This window comes from Acetobacter sp. DmW_136 (assembly GCF_008690365.1).
Lineage (GTDB): Bacteria > Pseudomonadota > Alphaproteobacteria > Acetobacterales > Acetobacteraceae > Acetobacter > Acetobacter oryzifermentans.
Map to the genome: position 1 here is coordinate 155496 of NZ_VHON01000037.1, position 24780 is coordinate 180275.

Below are 24780 nucleotides of genomic sequence, written 5' to 3' on the forward strand. Positions count from 1 at the left end.
TTAATAAATAATTAACCGGGGCTTTATTCATGCAAAAGGACCCGTTGGCCATGGCCATCAATCTACTGTTTGACAAGGTTATAGATTACTCTGTTGAGGATCTGCTTAACCTTAACGTAACTGGCAACATTCTGGTCACGCGGGATGCTGGCACCCCGGCGGGAGACCCCGTGGTGGTAAACCTGAGTAATATTGCCGATGTGCAGGCGCTCAGCCGCATTGTGGTGGAAAACGGTGCAACAGTGGTGGCGGGTGGCGGCCTGGCATCTGTTGGGGCCATTAAAAATATTACGGTAGATGGTGGCACGCTGGAACTGGGGGGAAATATTATTTCCGCCAATGTGCTAAGTTCTATCAATGTTGGGCCAGATGGCGGCAACATCAAGGTGGATAGTGCAGGCGTTGGTGTGGGTGTACTTTCCAACGTGGTCACGTTTATTGATTCAAACGGTAAAACAACAAGCACCGTTCCCCCAAACTTTACGGTAGATTTTCCGGATTCCTCCAATGTGTGGGGGTATTATGATCCACTCACAAACACCACCACGGTGGGGCTGGATCTGAATATTCTTAACGTTATTGACGTATCGCTTGGCCCAAGCATTAAGGTTTCTGGCAACCCATTTGGATTAACATGGTATATTCCCAAGGAATGGACAAACACCTCCAACCCGGATGGCACGGGCGGTATTCTTATCTGCTATCTGGCTGGCAGCATGATCCGCACCCCCAATGGTGATGTAGCGGTAGAAGACCTGCGCGTGGGTGATGCCGTGCTGGCTTATGGAAGGGGTGAAGCAGAACCCCGCCAGATTGTATGGGCAGGCCATGCACAGGCTACGGTAAACCCCACCTTGGCGGATGATGAGGCCGGATACCCCGTGCGTATTGTGCAGGATGCCATAGCAGATGGCGTGCCTTACAAGGATATGCTGGTAACGCCCGAACACTGCCTGTATTTTGATGGGCGCTTTGTGCCGGTGCGTATGCTTGTAAATGGCAGCAGCATTTTTTACGATCGTACGTTTACATCCTACACCTATTACCACATAGAAACGCCCGAACATGCTGTTATCATGGCGGATGGTGTGCTGAGCGAAAGCTACCTGGATACGGGCAATCGTACCAGCTTCCGCAGTTCTGGCATTGTGCTGGCCAGCATTGGCAGCAAACCGCGCAATTGGTCTGTAAATGCCGCAGCCCCTTTGTGCACGCAAAAAGAATTTGTGCAGCCTTTGTTTGAAAAAATTGCAAACAGGGATAACGCTTTGGGGCATGCCCCTGCACAGCCTGCCCCGCGTGAGTTGCTGACAGACCCGGATATCTGCCTGCAAACCAACACTGGCAAGCGTATTCGGGCCATAAAGGTGCAGGATGGGTATTATACCTTTATGCTGCCAGAAAATGTGCAAAGCGTGCAGATTGTCTCCCGCGCAAGCCGCCCGTGTGATGTAGAAGGCCCGTTTGTAGATGACCGGCGCAAATTGGGTGTGGCCATTGGGCAGGTAACCCTGTGTGATACCCAAAATATGCAGGAAATTTCAACGCATTTACAAAATGAAGATATCCCCGGCTGGTACGTTCTGGAACACGGTGGCGCAGCCCGCTGGACAAATGGCAACGCCATGCTGGATCTGGAAAGCCAATCAACATCTGGCCTGCGTATGCTAAGCATGCAGGTATTGGCTGCTGGCCCGTATCTGGCATCAGACACGCCAGCACATCGGCTTGCCAAAACGGCCTGAAGGTTTGGTATAAAAAGTGGGGTGGTTTGAAAACACCCTGCTCTACACGTTAAAAAACGGGGTATCGGCTGCTTTTGTGCAAGCCGGAGCCCCGTTTTTTTATTGGCTTTGGGTTTTTTGTGCGGCGTGCAGACCCCACACCATGCGGCGTGCCCACTACAAAGCCTTGCAAGGGCAGCCATACTGGCCCGCGTGGTGCATGAAAATGTAAGGCACTGCCGCGTTAGTTGCGGATGAGCATGTAATTAACCGTCACATCAAAGTTAATGAACTTATCTTTCATATCCGGCGGCACGGGTGGCAGTTGCGCCCCGTGGAACATGCCTATTGTTGCGGAATCCAGATCGGAGGAGCCAGAGCCGCTGGTCAGGAACACTTTGAACACATGCCCCGTGCGATCCAGAATAACATGCACCGAGGATGGGCCTTCATCCCCTCGTTCTGCCGCATCTGGCGGGTAATACAGGTGGCGCTGGATCCATTCATCAATTTCTGCCGCGTAATCACTGCTCACGCCATGCACTGTGGTGCGCGATGCGTAATGGGCGTTCAGCTCACCATTTTCCACCATCGGGCCAATGGAAAGATCAACCGGGGCGCTGGAACCACCGGGGCGGCCACGCTGCTTGCGGCGTGGGGCTGGGGCCTCGTTAAAGGACATATCCATTGGGTGGTCCAGCGGAGAGGGCTTGTGGTGGCTGGGCCGGGGCGTTGGCTTGGCGTGCGGTGTGGGGCGCGCAGGCTGTGGCGTTTTGGGTTTGTGGCCCGTAACCGGGTGAGAGGGTTTGGTTTGTGTTTTATTTTCCACCGGCTTGGGCAGCCCATCATCAGATGGCGGCAGAATGGGGGCGGAGGGCGCTTCCTCTGCCGGGGGTGTGGGCGTGGGTTCGGCATCTGCCGGGGTCGGGGGTTCGCTGCTGGTTTGGGCGGCGTGTTTGGCCTCGTTCCCGCCACCGGCATCGGGGGATTGTGCGCCCACCATACCGCTGGAAGCCTGCGGTTGAGAAAACACCATTTCCACCCCGGCGGATTGCTGGGCGGCATCGGGCGAGCCTTGGGGCTGATGGTGCGTGGCCTTATACAACAAGGCGGCCAGCAGCAGTACATGTGCGAGAAAAGAGGCCGTAAGCACAGGCCCCAATGTGGGATCTGCGTATATTTCCTTGCGGATAAGCGGGGTAGAGGTGCCGCGTACGTTAACGCCGCGTGTGCGCGGTACAGGTGCTGCGGGAAAAAGCCGTGCGCGCACATCTTCCGTATCCGGTTGGGATGTGCGCTGGCTGGCGGGGTTTTCCGCAGCGTTTGTGCCGCTGTCGGGCAGCAGCCGGGGTTCCTGTCTGGCAGGATGGCGGGAAGAACTGAACCTGTCGATCATGACCCGCCCGTTATTCTCCACCTGTTCCGCAGGGTTTACGCATACCGGCCCCATGCCAGTGTGGTGCGTATTGTGTCATGGCTGCTGCTGTGGTGCCAGAGAGAAGTTTGCACGAAGTTTGCCACACCGTATGGGCCTAGCACATGCATGGGCCATACGGTGTGGGGCAGAGATAGCGTTACCAGATTTTTACGCGCTGATCTGGCGCAAGGTAGAGCTTATCTGTGGGCTGCACCTTCCACGCCTCGTACCACGCATCAATATTGTGCATGGGCATGTTCACCCGCGCCTGCGGGGGGGAGTGCGGATCTGTCACCACCAAGCGGCGGATGGTTTCTTCGCGCAGTTTTTCACGCCAGACCTGCGCCCAGCCAAGGAACACGCGCTGATCCCCCGTTAGGCCATCCAGTTCGGGCGCGGGCTTGCCTTTAAGTGCGGCATGATACGCATCTAGCGCCAGCGTAAGCCCGCCCAGATCGGCAATGTTTTCACCCATTGTCAGCTTGCCGTTTACGTGTACGCCGGGCAGCACCTCAAACGCATCAAACTGTGCGCCAAGCCGGTCTGCCAGTTTTTGAAACCGGGCGGCATCTTCCTTTGTCCACCAATCATGCAGGCGGCCGTGTTCATCAAACTGGCGGCCTTCATCATCAAAGGAATGGGTCATTTCATGGCCGATCACGCCGCCAATGGCCCCGTAATTTACGGCCATATCTGCCTTGGGGTTGAAGAATGGCGGTTGCAGAATGGCAGCGGGGAACACAACCTGATCAAACAGCGGGTTGTTGTAGGCGTTTACGGTTTGGGGTGTCATGTCCCATTCATCACGGTCTACCGGCTGGTCTAGCCGTGCCAGCCAGTAGCGCCATTCATACGCCACGCCGTTGCGGGCATTGCCGTACACATCGCCCTTATGCACCTCAAGGCTGGCATAATCGCGCCATTTATTGGGGTAGCCTACCTGAACTTCAAAGTTTTCAAGCTTGCGCAGCGCGGCCTGCTTGGTGGAAGGGCTCATCCACGTATTGTTGCGCAGGCGGATGCGGAAGGCGTCTTTCAAATCCGTGGTCAGCTTTTGCATGGTGGCGCGGTTTTCTGGCGGGAAGTAACGCTGCACATACACCTTGCCCAGCGCCATACCCATGGCGGAGCTGGTGGCCTGCACGCCGCGCTTCCACCGTGCAGGCAGAGAGGGCTGGCCGGTAAGGGATTTGGTAAGCGCAAAACGCGCCTGCTCAAACCGATCTGGCAGGTAGGATGTGGCGTTTTCTACCAGATGCGCGGCCAGCCATGCCCGCAGCGTATCCATATCCGTATCGGCCACCACGCGGGCTTCTTCCGTAATGGCGGAGGGTTCGCCCACAATCAGCACGCGCTTGTCCAGCCCCTGTTCGGGCAGGCCCGCGGCAGAGAGCCAGATAGACCATTCAAACCCCGGCGCGTTTTTGGCCAGGTCTGCCACCGTCATCGGGTTGTAGGTTTTTTGCGGGTCGCGCAGGGTTTCACGCGCCCAATGGGCTTTGGCTAGGCGTGTTTCAAACGTAACAATAGCTGTGGCGGCTTTTGCGGGTTCTGGCCAGTCTGCCAGTGTTAGCGCCTTTTCTACATAAGCCTGATAGGCCTTTTTCTTGCTGGCGAATTCCGGCTTCAGGTAATAATCGCGGTCTGGCAGCCCCAGCCCGGCCTGATCCAGATTAAGCGCATAGCGTGTGGGGTCTTTTGCATCCGGGTTGATACCCAGAGAAAACGGTGAGAACTGGAAGTTGCCGGGGCAGGAGCCTGTAAGGGCTGCCAGATCAGAAGGCGTTTTAATGGCGCGAATGGCGTCCAGATCTTCCTTAAGCGGGCGGCTGCCAAGGCTTTCTACGGCTGCCTCATCCATATAGGAGGCGTAAAAGGTGCCCAGCTTTTCTTCAATACTCCGTGGGTTTTCCACCGGATGGGCGGAAAGATCGTTCAGAATATCCTGTACCCGTGTGCGGGAAAGCTCGGCCAGCGCGTTGAAGGGGCCATAGCTTGTCATATCTGCGGGAATTTGCAGGTGGTCCAGATAGGTGCCGTTGGCGTAGCGGAAAAAGTCATTCCCCGGTTTTACGCTTAAGTCCCGGCCTTCCAGATCTACGCCCCACGCACCAAAGCTGGCGGGGACTGGCTGCGCTGTGGGGGCAGATGGCGCAGCATGTGCGGGGGCACTGGCAGTGGCGCCAACAAGGGCGGCAGAAAGCAACAATGCGCCACGCAGGGAGGAACGGGAGAGGAAATTGGACAAATGGAGTCTCCGCTTTCTTTCTTCTGGGTCTGATGCGTGGGGCAAGCCCCACCTCTCAGAGTGTTCGGAAACAAAGAATATTCTGCCCCACCTTAGCCTTGGCATGGAAGGCTGCCTACCCCGTGCAGTAAGGGCAATGTTAGCAGGCCCTACGAGAATGAATTTTTCTGCCAGCCCTGTATGTGTGCTTGCATCTTGCAGGCATCCCCCGCATTAGGGGGCTGAAACACACATAAATGTTATGCGTTGCACGTTATGCGGCGGCCCGCGGGTGCACACAAGCAAGGGGTATGGCGTTATTTCTGGCCGAGCAAAATACAGGCAGCATGCCGCCATATGGTGGGGGCCACAGCAACAACGCGTGCGTGTTGCGGCGCATCGGGCGCGCCGTGTTTTGCGCTGTGCCAGCATTATGGCGCTGGGTTTGTGGCCCATTATGGCGCAGGCTGCCCAGCCCAAAGCAGCACATACACCCCCGCATGCACATGGGCGGCCTGTTAGGGGTGTAGGCCGGGGGCACCACGTAGCCCCACCTGCGGCGGTGGAAGCGCGCAGTAGTACATCTGTGCAGGTAAACGCCCACCGCTACGATTACATGTTTCAATCTGCCCAGCATGAGCCAGATGCCACCACGCATCTTACGGCGGAGCTGTTGCGCAACCGCGATATTACCACCCTGCGCGGGCTGGAGCACGTAGCCCCCAACTTAACGATGCAAAGCATCAACGGCACAGCCTCCACCAACTTTTACCTGCGTGGTTCCGGGTTTAATGATTTCACCCAGAACAACATGCCCACCGTGCTGACCTATGTGGACGATGTTGCCTACCCCTATGCCGCCATGACAGACGGCATGATGTTTGATCTGGCCAGCGCCAGCGTAACCCCCGGCCCAGTAGGCACAGAGCACGGACAGTCCACCACGGGTGGGGAAGTGCATTTGCGCACGGCAGACCCAACAGATACGTGGCATTTTGGGGCATCGCAGGATATTGCCTCTTACGCCCGCAGCCGGAGCGAGGCCTATGTTTCTGGCCCATTGGCCAAGGGGCTGGATTTTCGGCTGGCGGGGCAAACACGCCAAGGCGGCGGCTGGCAGCGAGACCCCGAAAATGGAGACCATTTAGGGGATGCAGATTTATGGGCGCTTCGCGGCAAGCTGCGCTGGCGGCCGGATGATAAAACCACCATCCAGCTTGGCGGCCATTTTGTGCAGGACAACAGCGAGGTTGTAACCCCGCAAGCCGTGCACCGCATTATTGGCTCTACCCCGCTGCCCGATTACGGCATGGGAACAGATGCGCAATGGTCTTCCAATTCCACCTTTGACAAGCTGATAGGCCGCCGCGATGGGCTAAAACCCAGCGAGCACAACCAGTACTGGGGCGCGGATGTGCATATCATGCACGATTTCGGGCCGGTAACATTTACATCTGTAAGCGCGTTTGAAACCGAACGGCGTGGAGAATACACGGATCAGGATGGCACATCACGGCAGGAGGCCGATACCTACCGCACCATAGATGGCAACGTGTTTACGCAGGAAGCGCGGCTTAACGGCTCTGCCCTTGGTGGGCGGCTGAACTGGGTTGTGGGCGGGTATTATCAGCGCAGCCAGATGAACCAGCGCTTCTTCTTTAACTACACAGATTACGCCGCGCGTGGGTATATGATGTCCACCTCCTTCGGGCAGAACCAGCAGAGCGTTTCGGAATTTGGGCATGTCAGCTACCGGCTGCCGCATAACGTTACCATCTGGGCGGGGCTGCTGCATGAACTGGATGATCGCGGCATAACGGGCCTGACATCGCAGATATTTGGCGGGGCTACGCATAACTTCCACGCAGAAAACACGGCCTCCAACCAGTTTGCGGGGCAGGTGGGGGTTTCATGGCAGTTCGTGCCCAATGCCATGCTGTATTACAAAATGAGCAAGGGCTTTAAGCCCGGTGGCTTTACGGCCAACAATACGCAGGTGCAGGCGCAGCTAGACCCCTTTCACCCCGAAACGGTGCTAACATACGAGCTGGGCTTTAAATCAGACCCCATACCCAACCGTTTGCGCATTAACGGTGCGGCGTTTTATAATGATTACCACAACCAGCAGGTTGTGGGCACGGTGCTGATTCCCAATTACGGCCCGTTAAGCGAAATTACAAACGCCCCTAAATCTGAAAGCTGGGGTTTTGAGGCCACGTTGGAGGCCAACCCCATAAGCCGTTTGCACATTATGCAAAACATTGGCTGGCAGCGCGGGGATTTTCAGAACTTCCCCAATGTGGATCGCCCCGCCACCAACGCCTATTACGCCCAGCACGGCACATGGAAAGCAATAGAGCGTAACTTTGCCGGGGTGGATAATGGTTCCCCCAAACTCACATTGAATGGTGAGGCCATGTGGCGGCAGCCCTTGGGCAAAGGGTATCGGCTGGATTTTGGGCCGGATTGGCAATACCGGGGCAGTCAGGCCATTGTGGTGGGCGGCACGGGGTATCAGCGCTTGCCATCTTATTTTTTACTGGGGGCGCACGTAACGTTCCGCCCGCCTTCGGGCAAGTGGGAAGCCACGCTTTACGCCCGCAACATTCTGGATAAACGCTACGCAGAAAGCGGCGGTATGGCCACCACCACGTATTTCTATATTCCCGGTGAGCCACGCTTTATTGGTGGGCGGGTTTCCTGCGGATTTTAAGTATTAAATCAAGTATAACAAGCGCGTGATTCACGTTTTTGAGAGAAATAGGGCGGAACTGGTCACTAAAAATCTATTTCTTATTTACGGGTAACGCTGCTTGTATTGCCTCCGTTCTTGTTTTTGAAACGGAGGTCTGGTTATGGCCGGTAAAAACGGTGCGTGCCTGATTGCTTTGGCGGTGCTTTTAGGGGCGTGCAGTTCTCGCATTGCCCTTAACGAGGCCTCCTTTCCTATTCAGGATCTGCCGGTGCAGCATTTGGTGCAAACGCCGGTGGCCTATAGTTTTGCGCCGGGCTTTGCCAAGCAGAATGCGCAAATAGCGTGCAGCCTTGGCATAAATTACACCACAAATTTAGGGGCTTCTGCAGAGGAGCGGTTGCAGCAGGCCATTCGCTCCAGCTTTGCCCATGCGCAGCAGGAAACCCCAGAAACACGCGGTTATACAATGGCCCTTTCCCTGCAAACAGCGGATGAGCAGGTAAGCGTTAAACCGGGCCTGTGGGATAACAAATACACGGTGGATACCACCCTAAAAGGCACTGTGCAGGTGCTGAACGCACAGGGCCAGCCGGTGCAGGTGGTGCCAATTACCGGGCAGGGCAGCAACACGGTGGCCGGAAGCTGCGGGGCGCTTAAACACGCCATGATGCAGGCGAGTGAAAAAGCCGTAGCCCAGATTGGCAATGACTTTGTAACAAAAGTGGCAAATGGCCATGTGCTGAATTAGCTTATGGCCAAAGCCGACCCGTTAAAAGCCGCAAGCCCTTATCTGCTACAGGGGAGATAAGGGCCCGCTTATATACGCCATGCGTACAGATTAACATCAGGCAGAGCGTGTGTGTGTTTCTGCCTTTTGGTGGTTTTCCATAACATAGGGGCCACCTGCCTGTACGGTAATGGACAGCATGCCAATTTTGCCATCGGTAAGGTATCCATCCAGAGGCAGCAGGGCATCTCCATCTGTCCATGCGCAGCCTGCGGCTTCCTCAGCGTACCAACCTGCGGGTTTTTCTGCCTGAAGGTGCACGTTAATATTATGCACATCTTCGGCGCACAGAAGGTGTATGTTTGCAATGGCAATGCCCAGATAGCGGCGGTCATTCACAAACGGGCCAATAATATCTACCGGGCGGCTGGCGCGAGAAACAATGCGTACGGATTGTGTGTTAGGTGGCAGCATAAAGCTGTACTGGCACGTGGTGTGGCGCGCAGGGTGCACAATAGCCCCGGACTGCGTAACAAGGTGCAGGTTGGGGTTGGTGGTTGTTTCAACATTTCTTGCAGATACATGGCATCCGGCAATGTTGTTTGTACGATAGGAGAGCGCGTGAAACAGAGGCTCCACAAAAGTACGATCTATGCATAAAGGCGCTGCGGCATCGTGCTCCCAGCTTTTGGTGGGCGCGCGCCCCAGCATAACAACGCTACCATTCTGCTGGAAGGATGCGCGGTTGCCCGTATCCAGATAGCTTTCCGTCAGCACACCATTTGCCATGATGATGGTGTGTTCTGCGGTTTCAATGTGGTAATATTCGTAAGATACAATGGATGTATCATAGAAAATGGAACTGCCATTCACCAGCATGCGTGCTGGTACAAACTTGCCATGAAAGAACAGGCAATGTTCTGGTGTGATCAGCAGATCTGTGCTGGGTACATGCTCAGCCAACGCATTGGCAACAATGCGGATGGGGTAGCCTGCCTCATCCTGCGTAAGGGCGGTGTTTGCCTTTGCCGGGGCATGACCAGCCCATGTGACGCGGCTGACTTTTCTTGCACCATCTGAATAGACAAAAACAGCATCGCCAATCTGAATATCTTCAATGGCGCGCGGGCCTTGTGGTGTTTCAATCAGGGCGCCTGCAAGAAAGCAGTCGATAGTTGCGGTATCACCATCATAGCCGATTTTATCGGGGGATTCTCCATCTACAAAGGTAAGGGAATCTACCAGAACATCATCTGCATTTGCGGCGTTAACAACTTTGTAGGTGTTATTGCCCAAAGGAACCCATTTGATATGGATGCCCGCGCTACCATCGGAAGATTGGCGGCTGCCAAAAGTGATGGCATCGTAACTGGAAAAGTTAATAACGGAGGGAACAGTGTTTTGCGCCCCCGAAAGATTAAGATAATTGGTGTTGCCATTGTTGGGTGTTGGCCAGAAAGACGCAACAGACGTAAAACTGCCTGAAGGCTGCACGGTAGAGTTATCAATCAGAACGGTGCCGCCCGTCATATCTCCATAGCTTATCACATACAGAGAGTTGACCCGAAGCGTGCCACTGTAATCATCCATGCTGATATTGTTATCAACAGTAAAGCCAACGCGTTGCGAAGAATCTCCGGTGTAATTGTTCAACGCAATATTTGTATCACCTGTAATGGTCAGGCTGGAGATTTCAACCGCAGATGGAATGTTGATTGTCTGGTTTTGCGTGGCATTTGTGTCGATGACAACATCCGAATCTGAACCTGGGACGCCGTTAGACCAGTTAGCTGCGTTGTTCCAGTTGCTATCACCTGCGGTGCCTGTCCATGTATCGGTTGTCATAAGTTGCCCTAAAAAGTTATATAATTCGCAACATATAAACTCACGATAAGATTCTGCAAGCATTTTTAAATATATAAAGGGGCAGTAATACATAATGTTTTTAGAAAAATTTATTGTGGTAATTATTTTATTTTATAAATGTAAATATAAAATTATATATTTTATAGATATAGTATAATTAAGTTAACGTTTTGATGTCTATTGCTAATATTTTAACAAATAAATGAGATTAAATTATATTTTATAAGTATTTATTTCAAATAAGTTTACGTGTATTTAAAGTTGTTTTTATTTATTTGTGTGTTCGGGTTAACTTTTCTGGAATGCCAAAGAAAAGCCACATTTTTTAATGGGGAATGCTTTTTTTATTTTATAAAAGGAAAAAACTTTTGGAAATTGTCAGTTCATGACTGTGATAAAAGGCATGAACTGACAATGCTTTACCGAAAACAGAGGGTTAGTAAATTTCGGGCACAATCATGGTGTCTGGCGTGGGCTGGCGCTCGTAATCTGCATGATACACGCGCGGTGGCAAAACCACTTCGGGGCGTGGCACAGGCTTATACGGCACTAATGAGAGCAGGTGGTTCATGCAGTTTAGCCGCGCACGCTTTTTATCTACGGCCTGCACAACCCACCACGGGGCTTCCTCGATGCTGGATTTTTCCAGCATGGTTTCCTTGGCCTTGGTGTAGGCTTCCCACCGGCGGCGGCTTTCAAGATCCATCGGGCTGAGCTTCCACTGCTTCAACCGGTCTTCCATGCGGGCGCGGAAGCGGGCTTCCTGCTCATCATCGGTGATGGAGAACCAGTATTTCACCAGCTTAATGCCGCTGCGCACCAGCATGCGCTCAAATTCCGGCACAGAGCGGAAGAATTCTTCATATTCTTCATCGGTGCAAAAGCCCATTACGTGTTCCACACCGGCGCGGTTATACCAGCTACGGTCAAACAGCACGATTTCCCCCGCAGCAGGCAGGTGCGCCACATAACGCTGGAAATACCACTGGGTTTTTTCACGGTCTGTTGGGGCGGGCAGGGCGGCCACGCGGCAGATGCGGGGGTTAAGCCGCTGGGTAATGCGCTTGATAACGCCACCTTTGCCTGCGGCATCTCGCCCTTCAAACAGCACCACAATGCGCTGGCCCGTGGCCTGCACCCAATCCTGCAACTTTACCAGTTCTGTTTGCAGGCGCACCAGTTCTCTAAAATATTCACGGCGGAAGGCGTTTTCAGATTCGGAAATGGTTCCGTCCAGATCGTCTTCCTGCAATTCCAGTTCTATTTCTTCGTCCAGGTCATCAATAATTTCCTGGCGCATCCGCTCACGTTCATGTTCCGCAGCGCGAAGTGTTTCTGTTGCCTGATCTGTCATATCCAAGGCCCTCAAGCAAAAAGCGGGGCACTTTGGGGTGCCCCGCTTATGTTGTGTTAGAAGATGTGGCGGAAGATGAAGTAAAGCACGCCGCTAATCAGCATGGCGGCGGGCAGGGTTGTTACCCATGCCATGGCCATGGCGCGCAGTGTGGCCCATTGCAGGCCGCCGCCCCCGGCAACCATGGTGCCAGCCACGCCGCTGGAAAGAATATGCGTGGTGGAAACCGGCAGGCCATAGCGTTCTGCCAGGCCAATGGTGCCCATGGCCACCAGTTCTGCCGCAGCACCCTGCGCGTAGGTGAGGTGGGTTTTGCCAATTTTTTCACCAACGGTCACAACAATGCGCTTCCAGCCCACCATGGTGCCAAGGCCCAGAGCCAGCGCCACGGCAATTTTAACCCATGTGGGAATAAAGCGTGTGCCAGCGTTAAGCTGCCCCATAAACTTGCTTAGCTCTGCGGTTTCATCCCCCGTAAAGCCAGAAACCTTGCCCATGTTGCGCACGGCTTCCGCCACCAGATACATATCTGTGCGCACGTTTGGCACGGCTGCTGCCGGAATAGCCTGGAGGGAGTGATAGCTGCCAACAGATTGCGCAATGTCATCAGACAGCACGCCAAGGGCGGAATAGATTTCCGGGCGGGCGATTGCTTTGGTGCGCAGCGCATCGGTAACCTGTGCGCGGGCTTCTTCTGCACTTGGCAGGCTAGGGGCGGGGGAGCCGTGCACTTCAAACACATGTGCGGCCTGCTGTGCGGTTTGCACAAAGGCGGGCATCATGTCATCGGGCATGGCGCGGTTAAGCGCATACGCCGTAGGGGCCGCACCAATAAGAATAAGCATGATAAGGCCCATGCCTTTCTGCCCATCGTTACTGCCGTGAAAGAAGGAAACACCCGTGCAGGTGCCTACCAGCAAACCACGGATCCACAGTGGCGGCGGGGCATCACCCTCTGGGGCGCGATACAGGGCTGCGTTGCGGATAACCAGACGCATCAGGATTAACATGCCCGCAGCCAGCACAAAGCCGCAAACGGGGGAAAACAGCAGGGCAGAAAACACCTTGCGCACCTGAGACCAGTCCACCCCATACAGGGCGCTACCAGCAGGAGACATAAGCTGGTTTGCAAAGCCAACACCAAGGATAGACCCCACCAAAGCGTGGGAGGAGCTGTTGGGAATACCAAAGGCCCATGTGGCCAGGTTCCAGATAATGGCGGAAAGCAGCAGGGCAAAAATCATGGCATGGCCAGCGCCGCTGCCAACTTGCAAGATAAGCTCTACCGGCAGAAGCGTAACAACGCTGTACGCCACCGCCCCGGATGAAACCAGAACGCCCGCAAGGTTCCACATGCCAGACCACACAACCGCCACCAATGGGGGCAGGCTGTTGGTGTAGATGACGGTGGCCACGGCGTTTGCCGTATCGTGAAAGCCGTTTACAAATTCAAACCCCAGCGCAATCAGCAGCGCCAAGGCCAATAAAGCAAAGGCCCCAATGGCCATGCCGTTTTCACCAGCAGACCGCAGGTCTGCCAGAACACTATACCCTACAAAAACAAGAGCAGCCGTCACCACACCCATAAAGAACATGCGGAAGGCCTGGTTGGTGCCTCCCTTCATGTTTGGGCGTGGCGCGGCAGCCGGACTCAGCAACGTGCCGGACATGGATTTTTCCTGACTGTCAATTTCACTCTATGGGGGAAAAGCAGATATTTTCCCGTCCTGCTGTCAGGTTTCAGACGGCGTGGGCCGGCTTACCGGCCGCATGGGCCGCTGAAGCAGGGCGTGCACCAGCACACACCTTGCGGCGTGCGGTATGCGGCAGGGCTGCATACGGGTGCGGGGTGCCGTTACGTTCCCATACATAGAGCAACGTGGTGCGCCAGCGCTCACGCACGGCTTCGCGCCACTTTGGCTTATGTGCATCGGGCTGCATTGCAGTAACTGGTTCAGCACACATTGTCTGCTTCTCCTCCAAACAGGATGAGCAGTCCTTTAGCCTCTTGCTGGCCTATTGTGCGTGACGCTTTCATGACAAACGTTGAGAACTGCTCGCAAAAGAGTAAGGCTAACGCTCTGAAAACATGTTATTATATTGAAATAATAATATCACATATGCGTTAAAAACATATATTACCCTCTATAGGCCGGAACGCCGCCTTTCCTCCCTACGTTGGCACTCGTGTAACGCTGTGCAGATGTATGGAAAGGTCAGGCAGAACATGTCGGTTCAGATTTCAAGAGAAGCCCTGCTGCGTGCGTATCGGAGCATGCGTACCATTCGCGTTTTTGAAGAACGCCTGCACGTGGAATTTGCCACAGGGGAAATTCCCGGATTTGTGCACCTTTATTGCGGCGAGGAAGCCTCTGCCGTGGGGGTGTGCGCTAACCTGACAGATAACGATACCATTGCCAGTACGCACCGTGGCCACGGGCACTGCATTGCCAAAGGCGTGGAAGTAGGCGGCATGATGGCCGAAATTTATGGCCGCCATACCGGTGTGTGCCGCGGTAAGGGAGGATCCATGCATATTGCGGATCTTTCTAAAGGCATGCTGGGGGCCAATGGCATTGTGGGTGGCGGGCCACCGCTTATTTGCGGGGCTGCTCTTTCTCATAAAACGCTTAAGGATAACGGTGTGGCCGTGGCGTTTTTTGGTGATGGCGCTTCTAACGAGGGCACCACGCTGGAAAGCATGAACCTTGCCTCTGTTTGGCATCTGCCCGCTGTGTTTGTGGTGGAAGACAACGGATATGGAGAGGCCACAGGGGCATCTTACGCCTGCGCAGGCACGCAAAAGGATAGGGCCGCCGGGTTTGGCCTGCCGTATTTCTCCTGCGAAGGAGATGATTTTTTTGCAGTGTATGAAACAGCCCGCAACGCCATAGATCACGCACGCTCTGGCGAGGGGCCGGTGATGCTGCATGTGCATCTCAGCCGCTGGTATGGGCACTTTGAAGGCGATGCCATGACCTATCGCAAGGCCGGAGAAGTGGCCGAGCAAAAGAAAGATCATGATTGCCTCAAAAAGTTTCGCGCCCGCGCGGTGGCGGAAAACCTGCTGCCCGAAGGCGATATGGATGAAATAGACGCCGCCGTGGCGGATGAGGTGGAAAGCGCGGTTGTCACCGCCAAGCAGGCGCCGTGGCCGCAGGACAAAGACCTGATGGCCGATGTGTATGCGCGGTACTAACCCTTCCACCAGTTTTTCAGCCACACAGGCAAACGGGAACCAGAACAATGGGTAAAAAGAGTTTCAGACAGGCCATTAACGAAGCCCTGCGGCAGGAAATGCGGCGCGACCCACGGGTGATCCTGATGGGCGAGGATATTGCCGGGGGCCGTGGCGGCACCGCTGGCATTACAGATGCCTGGGGCGGCGTGCTGGGCGTAACCAAAGGGCTGTGGGAAGAATTTGGAGATGACCGCGTGCTGGACACGCCTATTTCCGAAGCTTCCTACATTGGTGCCGCCGCAGGTGCGGCCGCTACCGGCCTGCGCCCCGTGGCCGAGCTGATGTTTGTAGATTTTGTGGGCTGTTGTCTGGATCAGATCATGAATCAGGCGGCCAAGTTCCGCTACATGTTTGGCGGCAAGGCCACCACGCCGCTGGTTATTCGGGCCATGTATGGTGGCGGATTTAGTGCGGCGGCCCAGCACAGCCAGGCGCTTTACCCGCTGTTTACGCATATTCCGGGGCTTAAGGTTGTTATCCCGTCATCACCCTACGAGGCCAAGGGCCTGCTGATAGAAGCTATCCGGGATGATGACCCCGTGATCTTCCTTGAAAACAAAGTGATGTATGATGATGAGGAAGACGTGCCGGATGAGGCCTATACCATCCCGTTTGGTGAAGCGAATGTGACGCGTGAAGGAGAAGATGTCACCATTGTTGCCATGGGCCGTATGGTTGGCATGGCCAACGCCGCAGCAGATGATCTGGAAAAGCAGGGCATTGGCTGCACAGTGATAGACCCGCGCACCACATCCCCGCTGGATGAAGAAACCATTTTAGAATCTGTATCCGAAACAGGCCGCCTTGTGGTGGTGGATGAAGCCAGCCCACGCTGCAACATGGCGTGCGATATTTCTGCCCTTGTGGCGGAAAAAGCGTTTTTCAGCCTTAAAGCGCCTATCCGCCGTGTGGTGCCACCCCATACGCCAGTGCCGTTTTCCACCCCGCTGGAAAAGCTGTACATGCCGGATGCAAACAAAATTGCCGCCGCTGTGCGCTCCATTACCTCCAGCCAGAAGCAGAAGGTTGCATAAGCCATGACAGACACCATTACAGCACTGACAATGCCCAAGTTTGGCTTGGCCATGACAGAAGGCAAGCTGGCATCATGGACAGTATCTGTTGGCCAAAGCGTGCAGCAGGGTGATGAGCTGGCGGATATTGAAACCACCAAAATTACCAGCAGTTATGAAAGCCCCGCCGCAGGCGTGCTACGCAAACAGGTGGCAGAAGCGGGGGAAACCCTGCCCGTGGGCGCACTGATTGGCGTTCTGGCAGATGCTGAAACGCCAGATGTGGATATTGAAGCCTTTATCAAAAACTTTCATGCAGACAACCCGCAGGATGCCGCAGCAACGCAGGATGCCACCGCAGGTGAACCCAAGCAGATCACGGTGGGCGAGCACACGTTGAATGTGCGTGATGTCGGCACGCAGCAGGGTACGCCCATTGTGCTGGTGCATGGTTTTGGTGGAGATATCAGCAACTGGCTGCTCACGCAGGATGCTTTGGCGGCAGATAGGCGCGTAATAGCATTTGATCTGCCGGGGCATGGGGCTTCCTCTAAAAACGTGGGCACAGGCACGCTGGCGTTTCTGGCCGGTGTGGTGAGTGACCTGCTGCAAACGCTCAAGATAGAAAAAGCCCATGTGGTGGGCCATTCTTTGGGGGGCGGCATAGCGTTGACCTTGCTGCGAGACCATCCAGAGCAGGTTGCCAGCCTAAACCTGCTGGCCCCCGTCGGGCTGGGCAAGGATGTGAATGCAGATTTCATTAGCGCTTTTGTGGATAGTGAAAGCAGCCGGGATATGAAGGCTGTTTTGCAAATGCTGGTGTATAACAAAGCACTTGTTGGCCGCAAAATGGTGGATGCCGTGCTGCGTGCCCGCAGGCTGGATGGCGCGCGGGATGCCCTGCACGTTATTGCCAAGGCGTGCTTCCCTAACGGGCATCAGGCGGATGATCTGCGCTCCGTGCTGGCCGGAGCCGAAACACCTACCCAGATTTTCTGGGGCAAGGAAGATGAAATTCTTTCTGCCTCCAACGCCTCTGGCCTTCCGGATATCATACCGGTGACAGTGTTTGAAGAAACAGGCCATCTGCCGCAGCTTGAGCGTGCAACAGATATGAACAAAGCCATTGCCGTGTTTGTAAAAGACCCCGAAGCCGCGCTGAGCATGGCCCGGATGGACGCCACAGCCTAATACCCCAAGCTTTCCCCAACATGCCCTGTAATGCAGATGCCTTTTATACATAAAGTGTAGAGGGCATCTGCATATTGTTTGTTAAAAACGCTGCATTGTTCTTTAGATATGGGAAGCCATGTTATGACATGCACGCATTTCCGGCACGCTGAATCCGGGTGCATGAAATTGATCTGGATCAAGGGAGAGGCGATCAGAAAGCGGTGATACTCCTAAGCGTGATCACAAGGGCGCCGCGTGCCGGGCCCTTGTGCCAGAACAAGGAGGATAAAATGACCAGTTACGTGAATACAGGCCGCTCCCCAGTTGTGCGTGTTCCTGTTGGCACGGTGCGGGGGGCGGATCCGTTTTCTGTTCTGCAGCGGCAAATGAGCCGTTTGTTTGAAGATTTTAAAACACCAGAAGGGGCAGCCGCCGCTACAAGCCGCTTGGGCGCAACCGATATTACAGAAAACGCTAGCGCCTACGTGGTTGCCACGGAAGTGCCGGGTTGTTCTGAAAATGATATCAAGCTGGGCACAGCCAACGGGCTGCTGACCATTAGCGGCGAAAAGAAAAAGCCCGAACTGGCAGAAGGCACAAAGCACCACGTTGCGGGCCGCCAGTTTGCTGCTTTTGAAGATTCCTTTGCTATTCCCGAAGATGTGGATATGGATAAAATTTCTGCCAGCATTAAAAACGGTGTGCTGACAGTAACCATGCCCAAAAAAGCAGAAGCCAAACCGGCAGAACGCCAGATTGCCATTAAGGCAGGCTGAAAACAGCGGAACCTTAAAACCCCGCTAGGAAAGATAGATTTATGAGCACGAAAAACAAAACAGTACAGATCGGCAGCACCAAATACGAAATGCTGGGCGTTATCAATGATGGTGACAGCAAGGTGCGGCTGAAGGACAGCGCAGGCAAGGTGGAGGAAATGACAAGTGATTCCTTCATTACCCAGTTGAACGAAGGCAAGGCCAAGTATCTGGACTAAGTAAGAAGCCGGATAGAAAGGTGTTGCTGTTGGCAGGGTGTATAAAGGCCCGCATTGTGGGGTTTACCCAACACACAAAGCGGGCGCTTTAAAAATACAGGGGCAGGCAGGATGCGGTGAACCTGCCTGGTCTGGCCCTTATACGGGTGGGCCGCCCCTGTGTGGCAGGTTTGCGTTATCAGGTTCCCGCACTGGCTGATGTTTTCAACAGGCCGGTGCGGGAATGCTTTTTTATAAACGGTGTAAAGTGTGGCTTAGTCCATCCGCACGGGTGGGCGCACAAAGCCATCCAGCCAATCCGTAAAGCAGGCAATCATGCCGCGGAATGGCCCATACAGTTCAAACTGATGTTGCCGATACAGCGCCATATGGCCCAAACGCGCGCTAAGGCCGTGCATAAAGCCGCCGCCAAAGGTTTTGCCATCTGCAAATGCGCCCCAGCCGTTGTAATCCCCCAAGGCCACAATGGCCCCGCGGTTTCTGAACTTAAAGGCAGGCACAGGCTTTTTGTTAAAGATAAAGCCCGGCAGATAGCGTGCCAGATGGTGTGCTTGCTGGCGGGCCACCTGTGCGGTGGGGGCCAACGGGCTATCGCTAATAAAGGCGCAATCCCCCACAGCAAAAATGCTGTCATCCAGCGTGGTCTGCAAATTGGAGCGCACCAAAAACTGGCCGCCACGCCCACATTCCAAACCATCCATTTGGCGGGTAACATCGGGGGCTTTTACGCCCGCCGCCCAAACGCGAAACTGTGCATCTACACGGGTGCCATCTTTAAGCATAAAGCCGTGTTCATCCGCACCGCTTACCATTGTGCTGGTAAGCACCTTGATCTTAAGCGCTTCAAGCTGCTTTTGCGCGGCGGCAGATACATTTTTGGGGAAGGCAGGCAAAATGCGCGGCCCGGCTTCTAACAATGTTACGCGCATTTCCGGCGTAACAGGCGTGAAGTTGTACAAAGAGCCAATATCCAGCGCCTTGTGCAGTTCAGCCGCAAGCTGCACGCCCGTAGCGCCTCCGCCAACAATGGCAATATCCAGCGGAGATCCTCGGCCATAGGCCTGAATAACCGCATGGCGGAAGCGCTCGTTAAAGTTATTGGCTTCTACAATGTTGTCTAGGAAGATGCAGTTTTCCACCACGCCCGGTGTGCCAAAATCATTCGCACGGCTGCCAATGGCAAAAATCAGCACATCGTAATCCAGATACCGCTCATCCAGCAGCACCTCGTGGTCTTCTTCTTCCAGCGGGGCCAGCTTCAGGCGCTTGGCGGCGCGGTCTATCCCGGCAATTTCACCATAGCAAAAGCGGAACCCATGCGCCGCAGCGTGGGAGATAAAGGTGATGCGGTCATTCTCGTTTCTGGCTGTGCCCGCAGCAAAGCAGTGTAACATGGGCTTCCACACATGGCTGAAGCCCTTGTCCACCAACGTAATATCTAACTTGCCGGAGCGCCCAAGGCTATTGCCCAGCCGCGTTGCAATAGCCATGCCTGCAACACCGCCGCCAACAATAACCACCCTAAACCGATCACTCATCCCACAATATCCCCCTTGCTCCGCACCATGCGGTGCGGAGGAGTGCCGTGCAATCCACTACTTGTTGATCTCACGCACCCGTTTATTGTGTTCTACCGTGGTACGCGCCGTTTTGATGCCCAAAGCGGGCGTAATTAGGAAGCGGCTAAATCCACCACACCAATTACACCTTCTTCGGTGCCAAAACCCAGCGTGCAGCCATCTGGACTATAGGCCAGCGCCGTAATGGCCCCCGCCTTGCCCAGTGATACGGGCAAAACCCGCTGGGTAGATGGTTCCATCATTACAACGGTACCATCTGCAAAGCCAGCGGCCACAACCTCTTGCTCTGGGTGAAAGGCTACGCGGGTGCACAGCGCACCGCCTGCGCCCGGCAGTTCCATGGGCGGTTTGCCCATAGGGCCACCCCCAAAAAATGGCCACATCACAACGATGTCAGCACCGCTGGTGGCCAGCCATTTGCCGTTTTTGGAAAAGGAGAGCGAGCGCACCTTGGTAGGGTATCCGCTCATGCGTATGTTGTGGCCATCTGCCAGCCGCCAACCGTGCAGGTCATTATCCTGCATGGCGGTTACAACGGCATCACCCGCCGGGTGCATGGCAATATCAAGGTGGCTGCCTTTCCATTCCAACTGGCGGGGTTTGCCATCTTTGGATTGGGTGAACCACACAGAAACACCATTGTAGTGAGAAACCGCAATGCGCTTGCCTTTGGGGTCAAACACAATGCCGCCCACGGTGGTGGGGTGTTCCAGCGTGCGGGTTACAGTGCGGCCCGTGGCATCGCGCAGTTCTACATTTTTGCCCGCAGCGGCGGCAATTACGGCAGATTTGGCATCTACATAGGTGGTAATATGTTCCACCCAGCGGCGGCCTTTGCCCAGTTCCTCAATCTCGCCAGATGGATCAAGGCGGCACAGGCGGCCATCATCACCCCCCGTTAAAAAGCAATCGGGCAGCGTATCGGCAGAAAGGCAAAGGGCAGGGCCATCATGCACGGCATAGGTGTTCCATGCCTCTGGCGTAAGCTGGTCTTCACGGTGTACCACCACCACATCACCTTCACCCGTGGTAAAGGCAAAGCGGCTGTTATCCCGCGTGGCGGCGCAGGCGGTAATTTCACCTTCCACCTGTAGATGGGCGCCGCGTTTTTCAATAAGGCCGCGTAGGCTTTGTGTCTCGGTGCTCATGCGGCAATGCAGCTTTCAAGCCCGCGGCGCAGTTGGGGCCGGTTGAGGTTGCGGCCAATAAACACAAGGCGGCTTTCACGCGGTTCATCTTTCTTCCACGGGCCGATGTTGTCTCCATCCGCCATCATGTGCACGGCCTGAAAAGCAAAACGATCATGCTGGCCTGCAAAATCCAGAATACCCTTGGTGCGCAGGATATCTCCGCCTTTTTCCTGCAACAATGCGCTTACCCATGCCTGAAAGCGCCCGGCATCTAAGGGCTGCTTGACGGTAAGGGAAACGCTGGTAATATCCCCTTCATGGTGATGTTCTGGCGTGTGTTCCAGAAAATCCGGGGCGTTTTCCAAAATGCGTTCCAGATCAAACCCGCCGCGGTCCATTACGTCTGTAAGCTTTACGTTGCCTTTTTTGGCGGGGTAGATGGGCGCTGCGGCATTGATCTTGCGTATGGCGTCTTCCACCGTTTTTAGCTCGGCGGCATCTACAAGGTCTGTCTTGTTCAGGATAATTACATCTGCAAAGGCAACCTGCTCGTGCGCTTCGGGGCTTTCCTTTAGCGTGGTCAGGAAGTTGCTGGCGTCCACCACGGTTACCACGGCGTCCAGCTTGGTTTTTGCACGCACATCTTCATCGGCAAAAAAGGTTTGGGCCACGGGGGCAGGGTCTGCCAAGCCGGTGGTTTCTACAATAATGCCATCAAATTTGCCGCGCCGTTTCATCAGCCCGTTTAAAATACGGATCAGGTCTCCGCGCACGGTGCAACAGATGCAGCCATTGTTCATTTCGAACACTTCTTCATCTGCATCCACAACCAGATCGTTATCCACGCCCAGTTCGCCAAATTCGTTAATCACCACGGCGTATTTGCGGCCGTGCTCGGCAGTTAGGATGTGGTTGAGCAGCGTGGTTTTGCCCGCGCCCAAAAAGCCGGTCAGCACGGTTACCGGTATGCGGCTATCGGGCGCGGCGGCGCTTGCAGGCGCTGAAGATGCATCGGACATCGGGAATGAACCTTTCCAGTACAAACAACTGTTGCAACATATAGGGTGCAATAGCGCTCTAGGCCAGAACCTAAGCCAACCGGCGGATCAGCCCTGCTTTGAGGGGGAAGACTGCCCGCGAGAGGCCTGGCGTGCTGTATCTGTGGCTGTAACAACAGATGCGCTGTTTTGTTTGGGGGCGGTGGTGCGCACAAAACGCACGGCCAGCGCACCATACAAGGCATGGCTGCACAGGGTGCGGGAAACGCCAAAGGCCAGAAAGGCGCTGGCCAGCAGGGCAAGGGTGATCTGCTGGTTATCGCACATTTCCATGACAATAACCGTGGCGGTAAGCGGAGATTGCGTAACCGCTGCAAAATAGGCCACGGTGCCCAGCAGCACCACGGCCCCCGGTGCGGTGTGGGGCAAAAACTGCGCCACCCAGCCACCCATGCCTGCACCCACAGAAAGCGAGGGCGCAAACAGCCCACCGGGAATGCCCGAACAGTAAGATACAATGGTGGCCAGCAGTTTCAGCACAAAAAATGAGGCCGAATACTGGTCTGACCCCATAATGATGTCACGCGCCTGCACGTAGCCTGTGCCGTATGTCATGCCGCCAGAAATCAGGCCGATAAGGGCCAGCAACACCCCGCACAGGGCTGCAAACGCAACCGGATGGCGCGTAATAAACGCCCCAAAAGCCCCCGGAATACCACGAGATATGCGCACAAGCAGGGCAGAAAACCCACCCCCGCACAGCCCGCCAATAATGCCGCACGCCAGAACGGCCAGCCAGCTTGTACCCACCGGCACGGAGGAATAGGTGTGCCCAAAATACGTGTAGTTGCCCACAAGTGCGATAGCTGTCACGCCGGAAATCACCACGCATGTCAGCATGGTGCCACTGGTGCGTTGTTCGAAGGAGTGGGCCAGTTCCTCAATGCCAAACACAATGCCAGCCAGCGGAGTGTTAAAGGCGGCGGCCACACCTGCGGCCCCTCCGGCTTTAATAAGCGCACGCTGGCGGGTAATATCTGTAATGCCCATATAATGGCCCACCGTATGCATGATGGAAGCCCCCACCTGCACGGTTGGCCCTTCTCGGCCAATGGATGCGCCAGAAAGCAGCCCAAGGCATGTTAGCAGAATTTTGGCAAAGGCAATGCGCAGCGCCAGCACCTTATCTACAATGGCATTGTTATTAAGGTGCATGCACGCAATGGCCTGCGGAATACCGCTGCCCTGTGCGCCCCTAAACCATGTGCGCGTTAGCCATGTAGAAAGTGCCAGCCCGCCGGGGGTTACCAGCAACATCAGCAACGGGCTTATTTTTAAAATATGGTCTCGCACATGGGCGGCGGCATCGGCCAGTGCGGCAAAGCCTACGGCCACCACGCCCACCATAATGGCGCCAGACCAGTAAATAAATTTTCTGCGCCAGTTTACGGTGCCCGCTTTGGCATGTTCTCGCAAATGACGAAGGGATTCAGTCGTGGGGAACACGCTGGCAGACATGGGCGGCATCCGTAAAGGCATAAAGGGTAGGAAAAAGGATGCAACCGAGTGTAGCATTTCATACACAACATGAAAGAGGCGATAGTTCTTTAGTGCCGAATATTTATGGCACGCGCCGCTTTTATTATGCGCTGGCCCCATTATCGGGCCGTGCAGCGGGTGTGGGGTAGGTTTCTGCCGGGCCTTTCCAGAACACAATGCCCTCGTGCTTGGCGTGCGTATCTGGTTCTACATGAATATGCACCAGCGTGCTGCCCATGCTGGCGCGCAGGGCAGCTTCTATGCGGTCACAGATATCATGCGCGGTGTTAACGCTCATGGCGCCGGGCACCACCAAATGGAACTCTAAAAACGTAACAGCCCCCACAATGCGGGTGCGGATATCGTGCGCCTCAATCGCCCCTTTGCCGTTGGCGGCAATAATGGTGCGAATTTCTTCCATTGTTTCGGGTTCGGGGGCTTCATCCATCAGCCCGGAAACAGATTCGCGCATGACTTCCCAGCCTACGCGCAGCACGTTTATGGCCAAAAGCCCTGCCAGAATAGCATCCAGCCGCACCCAGCCGGTAAGCGGAATAAGGGTAACACCCACCACAAGGGCAACGCCTGTCCATACATCGGAAAGCACATGCTGCCCGCCTGCCACAAGGGCGGGAGAGCGGCGCTTTTGCCCCACCCGCAGCATAATAAGCCCCCATGCCAGATTAACCACGGTGGCAAGGGCGTTCAGCCCCAACCCCAGCCATGGGGCCTGTGGTGGGTTGGGGTGCAGCCAGCCATGCACCGCTTCATCCCCAATAACAAAAGCTGTTACAACCACCAGCGCGCCTTCTGCCACGGCAGAAAGATATTCCGCCTTGTGGTGGCCGTAGGGGTGGTTGGTATCTGCTGGCATTTCAGCCACGCTTAGCGCCCATAGCCCTCCGGCGGCGGCTACCACGTTAATAATGGTTTCAAGCGCATCGGCATACAGGGCAATGCTGCCACTGGTGGCATAGGCGGCGTATTTGAGCCCCAGTGCGACAAAGCTAACACCAAGGCTAACAACAGCAATGCCACGATTGCTGGAGGGCAAGGGAAGTTCTGGCACGTAAACAACAATTCTGGCTGGCGTGGCGGCATA

Annotated in this window: 19 protein-coding genes; 8 read left to right on the forward strand and 11 right to left on the reverse strand. The window is 55.1% G+C overall.

Going from position 1 to position 24780, the window contains the following annotated elements; all coding sequences use genetic code 11:
* Positions 1–50 precede the first annotated feature (50 nt).
* A complete protein-coding gene (locus FKW31_RS12790) occupies positions 51–1745 on the forward strand; it encodes a Hint domain-containing protein (RefSeq protein WP_150178728.1) in 1695 nt (564 codons plus the stop codon).
* A gap of 223 nt (positions 1746–1968) precedes the next feature.
* Here the strand turns inward: FKW31_RS12790 and FKW31_RS12795 are convergent, their stop codons facing one another.
* Together FKW31_RS12795 and FKW31_RS12800 are read right to left on the reverse strand one after the other, a co-directional pair.
* Complete coding sequence (locus tag FKW31_RS12795) at positions 1969–3174, reverse strand: energy transducer TonB (protein ID WP_035354184.1); 1206 nt, start codon at positions 3172–3174, stop codon at positions 1969–1971.
* 124 nt (positions 3175–3298) lie between these two features.
* The gene (locus FKW31_RS12800; RefSeq protein WP_150178729.1) at positions 3299–5494 is read right to left on the reverse strand and encodes a M13 family metallopeptidase; all 2196 of its coding nucleotides are present in this window, start codon (positions 5492–5494) and stop codon (positions 3299–3301) included.
* A 136-nt stretch (positions 5495–5630) separates the two neighbouring features.
* On the opposite strand from FKW31_RS12800, the gene FKW31_RS12805 reads away from it, so the two are divergent.
* Positions 5631–8081, forward strand: a complete 2451-nt coding sequence (locus FKW31_RS12805) for a TonB-dependent receptor (RefSeq protein ID WP_150178730.1) — start codon at positions 5631–5633, stop codon at positions 8079–8081.
* Between the two features lie 142 nt (positions 8082–8223).
* On the forward strand, positions 8224–8811 hold the full coding sequence (locus tag FKW31_RS12810) for a hypothetical protein (protein ID WP_006117110.1): 588 nt from the start codon (positions 8224–8226) through the stop codon (positions 8809–8811).
* Between the two features lie 96 nt (positions 8812–8907).
* Here the strand turns inward: FKW31_RS12810 and FKW31_RS12815 are convergent, their stop codons facing one another.
* From FKW31_RS12815 to FKW31_RS12830, 4 genes are all read right to left on the reverse strand, one after another.
* Positions 8908–10635, reverse strand: a complete 1728-nt coding sequence (locus FKW31_RS12815; RefSeq protein ID WP_238332836.1) for a Hint domain-containing protein — start codon at positions 10633–10635, stop codon at positions 8908–8910.
* 457 nt (positions 10636–11092) lie between these two features.
* Complete coding sequence (ppk2, locus tag FKW31_RS12820) at positions 11093–12010, reverse strand: polyphosphate kinase 2 (protein ID WP_089178678.1); 918 nt, start codon at positions 12008–12010, stop codon at positions 11093–11095.
* Between the two features lie 56 nt (positions 12011–12066).
* Entirely contained in the window at positions 12067–13680 is a 1614-nt protein-coding gene (locus FKW31_RS12825) for an inorganic phosphate transporter (RefSeq protein WP_006117113.1), read from the reverse strand.
* Positions 13681–13750: 70 nt separating this feature from the next.
* Entirely contained in the window at positions 13751–13975 is a 225-nt protein-coding gene (locus FKW31_RS12830; protein ID WP_170315329.1) for a hypothetical protein, read from the reverse strand.
* A gap of 238 nt (positions 13976–14213) precedes the next feature.
* Here FKW31_RS12830 and FKW31_RS12835 point away from each other — a divergent pair, with 238 nt between their 5' ends.
* The 5 genes from FKW31_RS12835 (at position 14214) to FKW31_RS16075 (ending at position 18431) form a co-directional block, all read left to right on the forward strand.
* Positions 14214–15209 (forward strand): thiamine pyrophosphate-dependent dehydrogenase E1 component subunit alpha, encoded by a 996-nt coding sequence (locus FKW31_RS12835; RefSeq protein WP_035354178.1) that lies wholly within the window; start codon positions 14214–14216, stop codon positions 15207–15209.
* A gap of 47 nt (positions 15210–15256) precedes the next feature.
* Positions 15257–16285, forward strand: coding sequence for an alpha-ketoacid dehydrogenase subunit beta (locus tag FKW31_RS12840; RefSeq protein WP_063353664.1), 1029 nt, complete (start codon positions 15257–15259; stop codon positions 16283–16285).
* 3 nt (positions 16286–16288) lie between these two features.
* Positions 16289–17455 (forward strand): acetoin dehydrogenase dihydrolipoyllysine-residue acetyltransferase subunit, encoded by a 1167-nt coding sequence (locus FKW31_RS12845; RefSeq protein ID WP_150178732.1) that lies wholly within the window; start codon positions 16289–16291, stop codon positions 17453–17455.
* Positions 17456–17658: 203 nt separating this feature from the next.
* The gene (locus tag FKW31_RS12850; protein WP_193562080.1) at positions 17659–18213 is read left to right on the forward strand and encodes an Hsp20/alpha crystallin family protein; all 555 of its coding nucleotides are present in this window, start codon (positions 17659–17661) and stop codon (positions 18211–18213) included.
* A gap of 41 nt (positions 18214–18254) precedes the next feature.
* Positions 18255–18431 carry a hypothetical protein gene (locus tag FKW31_RS16075; RefSeq protein WP_162870722.1) on the forward strand — a complete coding sequence of 59 codons (177 nt, stop codon included), beginning with the start codon at positions 18255–18257 and terminating at the stop codon, positions 18429–18431.
* A 254-nt stretch (positions 18432–18685) separates the two neighbouring features.
* On the opposite strand, the gene FKW31_RS12860 is transcribed toward FKW31_RS16075, so the two are convergent.
* From FKW31_RS12860 to FKW31_RS12880, 5 genes are all read right to left on the reverse strand, one after another.
* Positions 18686–19969, reverse strand: coding sequence for an NAD(P)/FAD-dependent oxidoreductase (locus FKW31_RS12860; RefSeq protein WP_150178734.1), 1284 nt, complete (start codon positions 19967–19969; stop codon positions 18686–18688).
* Positions 19970–20103: 134 nt separating this feature from the next.
* Positions 20104–21159, reverse strand: a complete 1056-nt coding sequence (locus FKW31_RS12865) for a WD40 repeat domain-containing protein (protein ID WP_089178680.1) — start codon at positions 21157–21159, stop codon at positions 20104–20106.
* The gene (locus FKW31_RS12870) at positions 21156–22160 is read right to left on the reverse strand and encodes a GTP-binding protein (protein ID WP_063353668.1); all 1005 of its coding nucleotides are present in this window, start codon (positions 22158–22160) and stop codon (positions 21156–21158) included. The genes FKW31_RS12865 and FKW31_RS12870 overlap by 4 nt, the downstream gene beginning before the upstream one ends.
* Before the next feature lie 87 nt (positions 22161–22247).
* A complete protein-coding gene (locus FKW31_RS12875; protein ID WP_050793164.1) occupies positions 22248–23657 on the reverse strand; it encodes a chloride channel protein in 1410 nt (469 codons plus the stop codon).
* A 124-nt stretch (positions 23658–23781) separates the two neighbouring features.
* The gene (locus FKW31_RS12880; RefSeq protein WP_089178681.1) at positions 23782–24747 is read right to left on the reverse strand and encodes a cation diffusion facilitator family transporter; all 966 of its coding nucleotides are present in this window, start codon (positions 24745–24747) and stop codon (positions 23782–23784) included.
* Between the last annotated feature and the right edge of the window lie 33 nt (positions 24748–24780).

Excerpts from the sequence above, each read along its gene's own strand:
- FKW31_RS12815 (WP_238332836.1), bottom strand. The coding sequence starts at position 10,635 with ATGACAACCGATACATGGACAGGCACCGCAGGTGATAGCAACTGGAAC.
- FKW31_RS12835 (WP_035354178.1), top strand. The coding sequence starts at position 14,214 with ATGTATGGAAAGGTCAGGCAGAACATGTCGGTTCAGATTTCAAGAGAA.
- FKW31_RS12860 (WP_150178734.1), bottom strand. The coding sequence starts at position 19,969 with ATGAGTGATCGGTTTAGGGTGGTTATTGTTGGCGGCGGTGTTGCAGGC.
- FKW31_RS12790 (WP_150178728.1), top strand. The coding sequence starts at position 51 with ATGGCCATCAATCTACTGTTTGACAAGGTTATAGATTACTCTGTTGAG.
- FKW31_RS12805 (WP_150178730.1), top strand. The coding sequence starts at position 5,631 with ATGCGTTGCACGTTATGCGGCGGCCCGCGGGTGCACACAAGCAAGGGG.
- FKW31_RS12870 (WP_063353668.1), bottom strand. The coding sequence starts at position 22,160 with ATGTCCGATGCATCTTCAGCGCCTGCAAGCGCCGCCGCGCCCGATAGC.
- FKW31_RS12830 (WP_170315329.1), bottom strand. The coding sequence starts at position 13,975 with ATGTGTGCTGAACCAGTTACTGCAATGCAGCCCGATGCACATAAGCCA.
- FKW31_RS12865 (WP_089178680.1), bottom strand. The coding sequence starts at position 21,159 with ATGAGCACCGAGACACAAAGCCTACGCGGCCTTATTGAAAAACGCGGC.
- FKW31_RS12810 (WP_006117110.1), top strand. The coding sequence starts at position 8,224 with ATGGCCGGTAAAAACGGTGCGTGCCTGATTGCTTTGGCGGTGCTTTTA.
- FKW31_RS12875 (WP_050793164.1), bottom strand. The coding sequence starts at position 23,657 with ATGTCTGCCAGCGTGTTCCCCACGACTGAATCCCTTCGTCATTTGCGA.
- ppk2 (WP_089178678.1), bottom strand. The coding sequence starts at position 12,010 with ATGACAGATCAGGCAACAGAAACACTTCGCGCTGCGGAACATGAACGT.
- FKW31_RS12825 (WP_006117113.1), bottom strand. The coding sequence starts at position 13,680 with ATGTCCGGCACGTTGCTGAGTCCGGCTGCCGCGCCACGCCCAAACATG.
- FKW31_RS12845 (WP_150178732.1), top strand. The coding sequence starts at position 16,289 with ATGACAGACACCATTACAGCACTGACAATGCCCAAGTTTGGCTTGGCC.
- FKW31_RS12840 (WP_063353664.1), top strand. The coding sequence starts at position 15,257 with ATGGGTAAAAAGAGTTTCAGACAGGCCATTAACGAAGCCCTGCGGCAG.
- FKW31_RS16075 (WP_162870722.1), top strand. The coding sequence starts at position 18,255 with ATGAGCACGAAAAACAAAACAGTACAGATCGGCAGCACCAAATACGAA.
- FKW31_RS12795 (WP_035354184.1), bottom strand. The coding sequence starts at position 3,174 with ATGGGGCCGGTATGCGTAAACCCTGCGGAACAGGTGGAGAATAACGGG.
- FKW31_RS12800 (WP_150178729.1), bottom strand. The coding sequence starts at position 5,494 with ATGCCAAGGCTAAGGTGGGGCAGAATATTCTTTGTTTCCGAACACTCT.